The organism is Chryseobacterium populi (assembly GCF_000282115.1).
Classification (GTDB): Bacteria; Bacteroidota; Bacteroidia; order Flavobacteriales; family Weeksellaceae; genus Chryseobacterium; species Chryseobacterium populi.
This window is the reverse complement of record NZ_AKJY01000088.1, coordinates 18121-31195: the sequence shown is the minus strand read 5'-3', so window position 1 is coordinate 31195 and position 13075 is coordinate 18121. Positions and strand designations below refer to the sequence as shown.

Below are 13075 nucleotides of genomic sequence, written 5' to 3'. Positions count from 1 at the left end.
TCCTTTCTTTTTGAGCATAAAAAAAAGACTGTCTCACTTTTGAGACAGCCTCTTTGTTTTATACATTATCTTTTATAGTTATGACCTACCAGCCCAGATAATAATCAGGGCTCAGCCAGATGGGACGATCCAGTCCAAAATATTCCTGCAGCATTTTTTCCGCTTCACAGAAAGCACCTTCAACCCAGCCCTGCTGATCAGAGTAGGCTTCCCCGCAGATATGAATCTGCTCATCTGCTACCGGTTTCCTCATATAAGGCATTACGTTTTCAACTGAGTAACCGGCTTTCCAGGCATGGTATCCTGCACCAAAAGGATCGTCGGTCCAGTCTTTGAAATAAGTCACATACGGTTCCGGTATCGTTACTTCCTGGCCATGAAGCTCCCGAAGCTGATTCATTAATTCACCTACCATGAGCTTTGTAGCCTGAACATCATCCAACTGATGCAGCTCTTTCAGTGATGCTGATCTGGCGGCTTTCACTTCAAAAAGTAATTGATCATCAGAAAGTGCTTTCCAGAATGTTTCGGTTTCCATGTCTCCGTAACTTCCCAGCAACATCGAATTATCAGTCTGGGGATCTGTACCGAAATAGTAACACTGCCTCATGGGTAAATCTGTAATAGAATGCCCGGAATCAATTCCTAATTCTTTCCACCACGGATATTCAAAGCCCATCAATATTTTAAAGGCAGGTTCCTTAATAACGGAACGGATATTTTCATTAAGAACTGAATTTTCATTACTGTTGAAAAAGAAATTATTCTGATCCAGAAGTTCCAGTGATTTTCTCGGCATGGCAAGAACTAATCTGTTTGCATACACTTTCCATTGGATGTTGGTTTTCAGGTTCAGAAAAGTCAGCTGATATTTGTGGGTATGTGTTAAAGGGTGTTCTTTGGTGAAAGTAAGCAGTTTATTTTCAGACCAGATGCATGCACCGTCGTGTTCCATATAAGAATTAGCTATTGCATACGCTATGCTGTCATAGCCTTCTTCAATGGTTTTGTAAATTGTACCTGCAGAAAAGTCTCCCACCATATAAGGAAATGCTTCCGCTGAATTCCAGTTGATCGTATTGGAATAATATCCGCCGGCATTTGCCAAAAACTCATAGCCTTCCTGTGAAACCTGGTCCTTAATTAAATTCCAGAATCCCAGATCATTTACTTTACGCCCGTCATAAGGAGAATTAGGGAAATTGTATACCAGTTTAGGCTTTATATCATCCCAGTCTTTGCTGTTTAATTCAAAAGAGTAATCATAGGGAGAAGATCCTCTGGTGATTTTACTGCCATAGGTTTGAGCGACCCAGGCATCTGCCATTAAAACATCATAAATGATTTTGTTGAACAATTGGTCTGAACTGAAACCGTAATCATCATCATTCAGGTAATACCGGGTGGGCAGTTTTTTGTTTTCGCCCTGGGCGACGGTCCAGGCATCTTGTTTAAAACGCTCTTTCCGAAGATACATGAGCAGTTTTGTAGGATCACCCATAGGAAACGGAACAGGGGTCATTTTATCTTTCAGAACAGGAATACGTTTGGCAGGATCCTGTTCTTTAAGCGGATAACCTTCAATTAATGTGGTGACAATCTCCTGAGAAGTAAGGTAACGCATACCTCCCAGTTCACCCCAGAAATTCATTCCCGGCATAACAACTGATTCCAGCCTTCCGCCTAGCTTACTGTTCATATCAAAGATTTGTACTTCGCCTGCTGTACATTTTTTATCGGTTACCAGGCGATAAGCGGTATACAATCCGGAAGTTCCGGCACCGATGATGGCTACTTCTATTTTTAAATCAGGGTGCATGCCTGTATTCAGAGGGGTATTTTTATTCATGGTTGTACTGTTTTTAAATAGCTAAGAAATATTTTCGTCCTAATTGAAAAGGAGTAATATCAAAATCCGTATGCCCGTCTAAGGTAAGATCAGACATAATTTTGCCTAAGAAAGGAGTGAATTTGGCCGCCCATCCGGTAGCATATACGACGATGTTTTTATGGTTGGGCACATAGTTGGGGGCAAAATCAATCAAGAGTTCCTTGTTGGGTATCGTACTCAGGGCAATCAGGCATGTGGAGGTATATTCAGGCTCAAGACTTAATCCTGTCATATGTTTTTCCACCCATTCGGAAGTATAGCCCAGTTCCTGCGGGTTAGGAATTAATGTCCTGTCATTCGGTTCTTCCAGAGGTTTTATGACGAAGTCCGGTGCGACACGGATATATTCCGGATAGTCCCAGTCAACAGAAGGGAAACCATAAAACTGGTTGCCGTTTTCACCCTCTGAATTCTGGAATACAAACCAGGTTGGATACTGTATATCCGGATCGGTTTTTTTAAAATAGGCCGAAGACATATTCCAGTAAGTAGCTTCGATTTTAAAATCCAGTAAGTTGATGACACTGTTGATATAAGGCCCGGGGATGATTGCCAGTTTCTCCGTGATATAAATTCCGTTGGGGGTGATGACTTCAAAAAGCTTACCCGTCTGATTGATTTTGAGAACAGGCGAATTGTCTTCCAGATGTACGGTTTCTTCCTTTTCGCACAGATTTAAAAGGGTTTCAACCGTTGCTTTAAAATTAATGCTGGCTCCATCCGGCTGAAACAATCCGGTATAATTTTCCGGTAAGTTTCTGAAATGGTATTTTTCTTCAATTTCTTTTGCGGTTAGGGTAGTGTAGGGAACATTTAAAGCTTTTAGTGCTTTTTCGGCTTCAGCGATATTTCCTTCGGTGGAATGCACTTCAGGATCTCCAAACCAAAGCGTGCCTACTTTATCAAGCAATGATATTCCGGCTTCTTTTTCCAGTTCGTCCCAATACGGCTGTGCATCCAGAGCCATTTGTACCATATATTCATCCGGGTATGGAATTCTGAACTGGCGTGACACTCCTGCAGAACTTCCCAATTGATTCACGAAAGTATACTGTTCCAGTACCAGGGTTTTTGCCTTTCGTTTACCCAAATGATATGCCGTAGCAAGGCCAATGGCTCCGCCGCCAATAACAATGACGTCATAGTTTTCTGTATTCATAGGTGATAGTTTTTAGTTTTATAATTATTCAGGTATAGATCTTCAGACCACCAGACAGCAATTGCCGGCCCTACTTTTTGATAGGGCTTAAACACACGAATTTTAAATCATGCATTGTACATCCGTAAAAAATAGAGTCGGCAGGCTAATGCTATGGCTGGTTTGCTGAAATTTCTTTTCTATGCTGTTTTACACATCGCATCCCATGTGGTCCAGAAATGGGCATTAATAGCACCGGGAGGTGGGTTGGTGCTGTCCGCAACAATGCCTACCATTGAAGCACAGTTGGAATTACAGCCTATTTCGTTATGGCTTCCCTGCTGGGGAGGTATCTGACGCCATGTACCCGTAGAACCACTTAACAATTCTACCTTAATATCAAAGATCCCTGAGAGGTTGGGAGTCTGAATCTGTTTCATCGGATTCTCGCTTGAAATGGAATCGCTCCAGCTTCCCTGTGAAAAGGTTACACGCCATGTTGAGATCATTTTGGCGGTATTGTTCTGTGGAGAGAGATAAACCCAGAATTGAGCACCTCCTCCCAACTGGAGCTGGCCAGTTGAATTTACGTTTGCGTTTGTTGTTTCCATGTTGAATGTATTTTGGTTGATTAGTTTTTACTTAAAGGTTTTTTATAGGATAATCGTTAATCTCTATTCAAAGTAACAAAGAAGAAAGCATCTGTTTTAGAGTACAAATAACCAATTCAGGTTTTGAGTATAAATACTTAATCCGGGTCAGGCATTTTTTTAATCTGTATTTGATAACACATTCGGATTTTCTTTTTAATTTTAATACATGGAATTATTTCTTAAGGCTATCCGATCATACACTCCGGTTTCTGTGGAAGACGGACTGTTTTTTTATTCGTTTTTTGAACGCAGAAAGTATAAAAAGAATACCCTGCTTTTAAAAGAAGGAATGATTGCCGAAGAAGTCTTTTTTGTGCTCAACGGAGGCCTTCGTCAATTTTTTTATGACGGGAATGGAACAGAAAAGACCTGTAATTTTGTATTTGAAAATGAATTCCTTACTGATCTGGAAAGCTTTTCCCACAAGAAGAAGTGTACCACCAATATCATTGCTACTGAACCAACCGAATGCCTTGTAGTAAGCTGTAAAGATTTGGTTTACTGTATGTCCGAATTGCCGGCTGTTGCTTTATTATTAAATGTAATCATCGAAAATGTAGCTACAGCCAATATAAAACGTATCCAGTCACTTCTTTCACAGTCGTATGAGCAGCAGTTTGAAGAGCTGATCCGAAACAAACCTTCCATTCTACAGAGGATTCCGCAACGTTATATTGCCCAGTATCTGGGGATTGCCCCGGAAAGCCTCAGCCGCATCCGTAAAAAAATGCTGGCTTCCTCAAAATCTTAACCAGGGTTATCGTTTTGAACATAAAGCAGGACGTAGCTTTGGGTTATAAAAAATAATATGACACAGGTTATTCTTGGTGCCGGTGGTGATATCGGCACTTTATTGGCAAAAGAACTCAGAAAATTTACAGATCATGTACGGCTGGTGGCACGTTCCCCAAAACAGGTAAACGGTGACGAGGAATTATTCCCGGCAAACCTCCTGGATGCAGGGCAGGCAGACAAAGCTATTGAAGGAGCTGCAGTTGCTTATCTGGCTGTAGGATTAAAATATGAACTGAAGATCTGGCAGAAAGACTGGCCGGTAATTATCCGGAATGTAATCGATTCCTGTTTGAAACATCAGGTGAAACTGGTCTTTTTTGATAACGTTTATATGTATGACCGGAACGCAATTCCTCATATGACAGAAGAAAGCGCGATGAATCCGCCGTCGGAAAAAGGAAAGGTAAGAATGCAGATAGTACAGGAAATACAAAAAGCGATGTCTGAAAAAGGGTTACAGGCTCTGATTGCAAGAAGTGCCGATTTCTATGGTCCCGGATCAAAAAACGGAATTCTGAATGCACTGGTTCTTGATCCTGTTTCAAAAGGAAAGCAGCCCAAATGGCAATCAAAGGCAGATAAAGTACATTCTTTTACCTATACTCCTGATGCCGCAAAAGCAGTGGCAATCCTCGGTAATACAGAAGCAGCTTATAATCAGGTGTGGCATCTGCCGACCTCCTCTGAGCGATGGGCCGGGAAAGATTTCATTTCATATGCAGGTTCTCTTAAAAACAGAAAAGCTTCATACATGCTTTTGGGAAAAGTGATGTTAACCATAGCCGGCTTGTTTGACCGCACTATTCGTGAGCTGGTTGAAATGCAGTATCAGAATAACCAGGATTATTTTTTTGACAGCTCCAAATTCTGTAAAACCTTTAATTTTACACCAACCCTTTATGAGCAGGGAATAAAAAAGGTAATGAATTCTTTATGATTTATTATTTTAGTTATCAGGAAAAATTAATGAATTATTCAATAGGCTTATTTTTCCGCTGACCGGTTTTGCCCAGAATGATCATCGGGCTTTCAATCCTATTTATGATCAGTCAGTAAGAAAAACTTTTTCAAAGCCGGTGAACTTTTTTCACAGGATAAAAAAACTTTGCCTGAAGAATATTTCTGATGAACATCATTATTTGAAGGATGAATTTATAGGTATTTTTTTCTGTAATCTGATTTCCCATCCGAAATAATCTTTATTTTTGCATCAAAGCAGTACTTTGGAAAAAGCAACTTTTCACAGCCATAATGAAATCTTTGAAATTTTGGGCGAAAAAGATTTCTACAGTGATTTTCACGTACAGTATATAGACCGGCATTTTCCTGAAAATCCTATTTCATATCCGTTCAGAACTGATAATTCTGCACTTTTTTTCTGCTGGAAGGCGAAATGAGCATCAACGTTAATCTCGAAACATATCAGATCAGTCGAAATTCCATCATTTTTTTCCCTTCACAGTCTTATACCCACATCCTGAAGATTTCACAGAATATAAAAAGCATTGTGATCTCTTTTTCAGATGACTTTGCCCTTTCCAATCTGAAAAATTACAATGACATTAATATTGTACGGCTGCTTTCGGATAATAGTACCCTTATAACTTCATTATCTCCCGAAAGCAGTAAAAGTATTACCGGTCTCGCAGATAATTTATACCAATTGAATTCTGACCGGGAACAGCTTTTTGCAATGGAACGGATTTACCACTGCTTCAATTCTCTCACCCTGGAACTGATGGTACTGCACAGTAAGATGCAGGAAGACTATCATCCTAAAACAAGCCGGCAGAAAACACTGATTCAGAATTTTATGAATATGCTTTTTACTCATTGCAAAAAGGAACGTTCTGTTCAGTTTTACGCGGATAAACTGGCTGTTACACCAGGATATTTATCTAAAATACTGAAAGAAGTATCCGGTCTCACGGCAAGCGATATTATTGAAGATGCAGTTGTGATCGAAGCAAGGAATATGCTTCAGAATTCAAACTTATCCATCACCCAGATTGCTGATGAGCTTCATTTCAGCGACCAGTCTTTTTTCGGGAAGTTTTTCAAAAAGAAAATGAAAATGTCTCCCCGGGAATTCAGAACCCGGAAAGTTTTTACATAAAACTGAAACGTATTCGCTTTTTCATATCTCTCACTTTTGATAAAATTATATTGATTGTCTTTTTTATATCGAAATAGACCAGTTTTATCGGGATTGGAACCTTTTTTTAGACTTTTTAGTACAGGATATTTGCAGGATCAGCCAAATAGAATGCTGGCATCGTCAATATAAAATCTAAAAAAGTTATGGTAATCAATTTAAGAAGTATTTCATTAAGCATGTTTTCTGTATTGATGTTATACTCCTGTGAAGGTAAAGACACTAAAAAAGCGGAAAAAAAAGCACCCTCACAAAAGGTCTCCGTACAGGCCATTCAACTCACAGATCAAACTCAGAACTTAACTTACAGCGGAAGTATAGAAGCAGATAATTCGGTTTCTATAGGATTCAACGTACCGGGAAGGGTGGTAAGTGTCAATGTACAGGAAGGACAACGCATCAGCAGAGGACAGCTGCTGGCAGTTATTGAGCAAAATACCTATTCTAATGCACTTGCAGTTGCAAATGCAGGTTTAGAGCAGGCACAGGATAACTTTAAACGTCTTGACCAGCTTTATAAAAAACAAAGCCTTCCTGAAAGAGATTATATTGCAGCCAAAACATCACTTGCACAGGCAAAAGCCAACAGAGAATCTGCTGTTAAAAATTTACAGGATACCAGATTATTTGCATCATTCTCCGGAATTGTATCCCAGAAACTGTCCGAGGCAGGCGGATATGCTGCGCCCGGAGTGCCGATATTCAATATTGTAAAAATAGATAATGTGTATGCCACAGCATCCGTTACAGAGAATGAAATAAGCACATTAAGAGTGGGAACCCCTGTGGAAATTACGATTCCTTCGTTAAATAAAAAACTGAATGGCCACATTACCATCATCAATCCCCAGGCAGACAATCTCTCCAAAACATACATGGTTAAAGTAAGACTTTCAAATCCCGGAGGCCAGCTAATGCCCGGAATGATTGCAGATCTGAATATCAGTACCGGTAAAAGCGTACCATCTGTTATTATTCCTGCACAGGCTGTTATCAGGGATCCTGATAATGTCAGCTATGTATACCTTGCAAAGTCCAACAATACGGCGTTCAAGAAAAGAGTAGAAATAACAGGGACTGCCGGCTCCAGTGAAGTTATTATTTCTAACGGGTTGAAGCAGGGGGACAGGCTGATTGTAGAGGGGCAGACCAAATTATCGGACGGCAGCAAAATATCCTACTAATTAATCGAAAAATACAAGAAATGACCAAGAAAAAAATACATTTTCTGGAGGCTGCTATGAAGCATAAGCAGGTAGTGATTGTACTGGTTGTGCTGCTCATGGTAATGGGAGTATTTTCATTAATGAATATGCCTCGAAGCGAAAACCCCAGGATAGAAATGCCCACAGCTTTGGTATATGCTTTTTATCCGGGAGCGGATGAACGCCAGGTAGAAGAAGAAGTGGCTAAAAAAATAGAACAGTATTTGTTTTCATTTGAAGAAATCAAAAAGAAAAAAGTAAAGACAGAAGTTAAGGAAGGACAGGTTTTCCTGACCGTAGAAATTTTTACTGAAGTAAAAGACCGTAAGAAATTCTGGCATACCCTGCAGCTGGATATGGATGCCAATCTGCGTTCCAAATTACCGGCAGGAGTTATCGGGCCCTTCATCAACAGCAATTTTGCAGATGTAACTGCCATGATCGTTTCTGTTTCGTCCAAAGAAAGATCGTATGCCGAAATAGAAAAATATCTGGATAAACTGGAAGATGGATTGAAAGTAATTCCCACTGTTTCCAAAATTAACCGTTCCGGTGGACAGAGACAGCAGGTTTACATAAAGATTGATGACCAGAAATTACAGCAGTACGGCTTCGATGTTACTACGCTTATGAGTGCATTGCAGCAGCAGAATGTTACCGGATATTCCGGGGAGCTGTCAGTAGGGTCAAATAATATCATTCCCGTTTACACCAGCAGCAGGTACAAAAATGAAACAGAAATAGGCAACCAGATTGTTTATACAACCCCTGCAGGAGCAGTAGTGCGTCTCAAAGATGTTGCAGATCTTGAACGCCGTTTTGAAGAAAAATCGTCCTTTGTAAAAGTAGGTGATGAGAATGCAATGGTGCTAACCATTGATATGAAGCCGGGAAACAATATCGTCGCTTTCGGAAAAGAGGTAGATGAGAAGATTGCTGAAATACAACAGGCTTTTCCACCCGATATCAAAATGAATACTATTGTAAACCAGCCTGAGGTAGTGGGTGAGAGCATTAACCATTTTATGGTGGAATTCGGAATGGCGATCGGATCCGTAGTGCTTGTGGTTATGTTGCTGCTGCCATTCCGGGTAGCTGCTGTTGCTTCTGCTGCAGCACCTATTTCAGTGGTCATTACGTTTGGAATTATGCAGATTGTAGGTTTGGAGCTGCATCAGGTAACATTAGCTGCCCTGATCATTGTTCTTGGAATGGTGGTAGATAATGCCATAGTGGTGGTAGATAATTATATAGAAAAACTTGACGAAGGAGTAACACCGTGGACTGCCGCATGGCAGGCGGCACAGCAGCTTTCTATCCCTATATTTTCAGCTACTATGGCTATTATCTTTGCCTTTGCCCCGCTGGCATTTTTCATGGAAGGCATTGCTAAAGATTTTATGGTATCACTGCCGGTTACCGTTGCAATTGCATTGCTTACATCCATGTTTATTGCGCTTCTTTTCACCCCCTATACATGCTATGTCTTTATAAAAAAAGGTCTAAAGCATAAGATGAGCGACAGACCTTTAAAGAAAAGCCTTCTGGATCATCTGCAGACTATTTTTGATAAAGGAGTGGAAAAAGCATTCAGATGGCCCAAAACTACAATAGCTGTAGGGTTTTTATCTGTTCTGGCTGCCTTTTTTCTGGCTGGAAATAAGGTAGATACCGAATTCTTCCCGATCAGCGAGCGAAACCAGTTCAATATGGAAATCTGGATGCCCAATGGCACTTCACTGGATAAAACGGAAGCACAGGTGAAAAAGCTTGAAGAACTGCTGAAAAAAGATAAAAGAGTAGTGGAGATGACCAGCTTTGTAGGGATGAGCTCACCACGCTTCCATACTTCATATGCACCGGAAACGCCTAAAAAATATTTTGCACAGGTATTTATTACCACTTCCGGCAATGAAGCTACCGACGAAATGGTAAAGGAATATCTCGTTAAACTGAAAGATTTTGTTCCGGATGGAGCTGTAAAGCTGAAACAGCTCAGCTTCCAGGAAGGAGCACCGATTGATATAAGAATTATAAGTGATAACGAAGCCGACCAGAAAAGAACGGCCCTTGAGGTCAAAAAAATACTCGAGGAGGCAGAAGGAACCAACTATGTGAGACTGAGCAGCGAATCTGATTATATGGGAGTGAAACTGAATGTGGATGATGTAAAAGCCAACCGGCTGGGAATTACCAGTCAGATGATCACCCAGACTTTAGGTGCAGGATTAAAAGGATATTCTGTTTCAACCATGTGGGAAGGAGATAAGCCTGTGGATATTTTCGTGAGATATGATTCCATCAGCAGAAAAGACCTGGATGCAGTTCAGAATTTGCATGTGACTTCTATGTACGGTACCAAAATCCCGATAAAGGAAGTGGCCGCACTGGAACCGGAATGGCATACCGGCCTTCTTCTCAGAAGAAATGGTCTGAAACTACTGAGCATATATTCCGAAGCGCAGATGGGTATTAAACCTTCCAGGATTCTGAAAGACATACAACCTAAAATTAATGCCTTGAAATTACCAAAAGGAACAACGCTCCAATATGGTGGCGATGCAGAATCCAGTGAAGAAAATGCCCCCGGGATGGGACTTTCTTTAAGTGTCAGTTTAATACTGATCTTCCTGACCCTTTTATTTCAGTTCAGGAGCCTTGGAAAATCACTGATCATCTTATGTACTTTCCTTTTGAGTCTGTTCGGGGCGTTTTTCGGATTGTATATTACCGGAAATCCTTTAGGAATGACAGGATTTATGGGAATTATCAGCTTAATCGGTATTGTGGTCCGCAACGGGATTATCCTCGTAGACTATGCAGACGAACTGATCCGGGAGCACGGATACAAGCATAAAGCTGCAGCCATTGCCGCAGCCAAAAGAAGAATGCGCCCTATTTTCCTTACTTCTGCAGCTGCAGCCGTTGGCGTTGTCCCGATGATCATCAGCAAATCCCCGATGTGGGCACCATTAGGAAGCGTACTGGCTTTCGGGCTGATATTCTCTATGATCCTTACGCTTTTTGTAGTACCGGTGATGTATTATAAGTTGCTCAAAGATCCTTTGGCAAAAGATGAGGCACCGGAAATTCAACCTGAAGACGATGAAATTTTATATAAACCAAAACCGGCCCATTAGTCATTGATTATCATTTTTTCTATGATCTGCCTCATTTTTAGTAAAAATAGCCGGATACAGCTAAAAGTGAGGTGGTTTTTTTAAAATTAAAATTTAAGCAGATGAATATAAAAAGAATCCTGTTGGTCTTCCTGATTGTCTCTGGTGGAGCAGTCGGTGTAAGGGCGCAGGACAAAATTTTAGGACTGGCAGAAGTTAAATCTCTTGCCCTCCAGAATAACAAGAAACTGAAAAAAGCACAAAATAACATAGAGTCAGCTATAGCAGCAAAAAAAGCTTCTGATGTAGCAAATAGACCAACGCTGGATGGTAGCATAACGGGCACTTATTTCACAGAGCCGCTCACTGCTTTTTTACCGGAAGTTATGGGTAATGCATCATTATCTGTCACGCAGGTAATATATGCAGGAGGAAAAATAAAAAATGCCGGTGAATTGAGCTCTGTTCTGGTAGATATTCAAAAAGAGCAGAAGGTACTTACAGAAGATGAAGTACTGCTAAAAACGGAAACTGCTTACTGGCAGATCATCAATGTAAAGGATAAAATTATTTTAGCAAAAGAATATATCCGGCTGCTGAATGCATTAAGAAGAGATTTAAAAAATGTATATGATGCAGGCCTTACCTATAAAAATGACCTGTTAAAAGTAGAAGTTCAGCTCAATGAAGCAGAGCTTAATCTTACCAAAGCCAATGACGGGCTTACCCTTGCCAAATTAAACCTGGCACAGCTTATCGGAAACAAAAATCTGGATTTTGATGTGGAAGACAACCTTACCGGGAATTTTGGACTGGTCAGCGAATCAGATATTGAAAATTCAATTGAAAAAAGGCCGGAGATTTCTATTTTATCCAAATCTGTTTCTGCCAATGAAATCCAGGAAAGATTACTGGAAGGAGACCGTAAACCCACGGTAGCGTTTTCAGGCTACGGTTTTGCGGGATTGGGAAAAAATGCCAATCCGGTGAACGGAAAAGATAATGTAAAAGGATTTGTAGGACTGCTGTCTGTCAATGTTCCGCTATATGACTGGGGAGCAAGAAAACAAAAGGTAAAAGAACAGCACTATAAAACAGAAGCCCGGAAAATAGAACTTGAAGAAGCCAGAGAATTATTGGAGCTGGAAGCGCAGAGCTCCTGGCTTGCCCTTAACCAGTCTGTGAAGAAAATTGAGCTGGCAGAGCGGTCAAAAAAGCAGGCTGAGGAAAATCTCCGGCTGAATCAGGACCGGTTTGAAGCAGGAACAGTTATCGGGGAAGAAGTCCTGAAAGCCCAGGTGCTCTGGCAACAGGCAAATACCGATATCATTGATGCCCAGACGGAATACAAAATAAATGAAGCCAATTATAAAAAAGCAATTGGAGAATACTAATTAAGGCGAGTTTCAGATGGAAAAGTATCATAAGCATATCGTAATAATCGGAGGCGGGCTTGCAGGGATCAGTTTGATCAGGTCCCTTGCCAACCATCCAACTCTGGGTGATGCCCTCAATATGCGCAATATTATTCTTCAAAGGCTGGAAAGTGCAGTGAAGCTGAAGGATGAAAATAGGCAGAAGAAAAACAGACAGATTAATTAAAAATGAATGAAAATGCAGGATAAACTTTATTCAATGTTTACAGATGAGGTTTCTGTAGATGAGATCTGGCAGCTTGTAACAGACGTTGACCATTGGAATCAGTGGGATTTTAATATAGAATATTCTTCAATGGAAGGGAATTTTTCAGTGGGGAAAAGTATTGCTATTAAAAGCAGGTTATTTCCGCAATCCGGAATAGCTGTTTTTGACAGTGATGAATGCCAAAAAAGCATTGTGTATTTATTGGTGTTTCCATTAAGTGATTTTTTTATTTCATATTTCTACAAAGAAGTGGAAAATGGGGTGAAAATTACGGTTACACTGGCTATACAGGGTATTTTGTCTCCATTCTGGTATTTGATTTATGGCAGAAATATCGCAAAGAATTTTCCTGAGGATATTAAAATAATGATTGACGAAACAAAATCCAGAAAACATAAAAAGATTTTTATCAATCGTTTTACTGAATAAGGATCAGCCATTAATTAGTCTTACAAGATCAAATCCATAAAAAATC

General features: G+C 40.4%; 11 protein-coding genes. 8 read left to right on the top strand and 3 right to left on the bottom strand.

Going from position 1 to position 13075, the window contains the following annotated elements; all coding sequences use genetic code 11:
* Positions 1-85: 85 nt before the first annotated feature.
* From PMI13_RS17285 to PMI13_RS17275, 3 genes are all read right to left on the bottom strand, one after another.
* Complete coding sequence (locus tag PMI13_RS17285; protein WP_007846137.1) at positions 86-1849, bottom strand: flavin monoamine oxidase family protein; 1764 nt, start codon at positions 1847-1849, stop codon at positions 86-88.
* 13 nt (positions 1850-1862) lie between these two features.
* A complete protein-coding gene (locus PMI13_RS17280; protein ID WP_007846125.1) occupies positions 1863-3050 on the bottom strand; it encodes an FAD-dependent oxidoreductase in 1188 nt (395 codons plus the stop codon).
* 179 nt (positions 3051-3229) lie between these two features.
* Positions 3230-3640 (bottom strand): hypothetical protein, encoded by a 411-nt coding sequence (locus PMI13_RS17275; protein ID WP_007846123.1) that lies wholly within the window; start codon positions 3638-3640, stop codon positions 3230-3232.
* A 208-nt stretch (positions 3641-3848) separates the two neighbouring features.
* On the opposite strand from PMI13_RS17275, the gene PMI13_RS17270 reads away from it, so the two are divergent.
* The 8 genes from PMI13_RS17270 to PMI13_RS17235 all read left to right on the top strand — a co-directional run bounded on the left by PMI13_RS17270 (position 3849) and on the right by PMI13_RS17235 (position 13029).
* Positions 3849-4433 carry a Crp/Fnr family transcriptional regulator gene (locus PMI13_RS17270; RefSeq protein WP_007846122.1) on the top strand — a complete coding sequence of 195 codons (585 nt, stop codon included), beginning with the start codon at positions 3849-3851 and terminating at the stop codon, positions 4431-4433.
* A gap of 57 nt (positions 4434-4490) precedes the next feature.
* Complete coding sequence (locus tag PMI13_RS17265) at positions 4491-5414, top strand: NAD-dependent epimerase/dehydratase family protein (protein ID WP_007846121.1); 924 nt, start codon at positions 4491-4493, stop codon at positions 5412-5414.
* Between the two features lie 441 nt (positions 5415-5855).
* Positions 5856-6593: a helix-turn-helix domain-containing protein gene (locus PMI13_RS20755; protein WP_394330400.1), complete on the top strand. Its 738-nt coding sequence runs from the start codon at positions 5856-5858 to the stop codon at positions 6591-6593.
* A 185-nt stretch (positions 6594-6778) separates the two neighbouring features.
* Positions 6779-7816, top strand: coding sequence for an efflux RND transporter periplasmic adaptor subunit (locus PMI13_RS17255; protein ID WP_007846119.1), 1038 nt, complete (start codon positions 6779-6781; stop codon positions 7814-7816).
* A 20-nt stretch (positions 7817-7836) separates the two neighbouring features.
* Positions 7837-10977 (top strand): efflux RND transporter permease subunit, encoded by a 3141-nt coding sequence (locus PMI13_RS17250; RefSeq protein WP_007846118.1) that lies wholly within the window; start codon positions 7837-7839, stop codon positions 10975-10977.
* A gap of 101 nt (positions 10978-11078) precedes the next feature.
* Entirely contained in the window at positions 11079-12350 is a 1272-nt protein-coding gene (locus PMI13_RS17245) for a TolC family protein (RefSeq protein WP_007846116.1), read from the top strand.
* Positions 12351-12366: 16 nt separating this feature from the next.
* Complete coding sequence (locus PMI13_RS17240; RefSeq protein ID WP_007846114.1) at positions 12367-12558, top strand: hypothetical protein; 192 nt, start codon at positions 12367-12369, stop codon at positions 12556-12558.
* A 12-nt stretch (positions 12559-12570) separates the two neighbouring features.
* On the top strand, positions 12571-13029 hold the full coding sequence (locus tag PMI13_RS17235) for an SRPBCC family protein (RefSeq protein ID WP_007846112.1): 459 nt from the start codon (positions 12571-12573) through the stop codon (positions 13027-13029).
* Positions 13030-13075 lie beyond the last annotated feature (46 nt).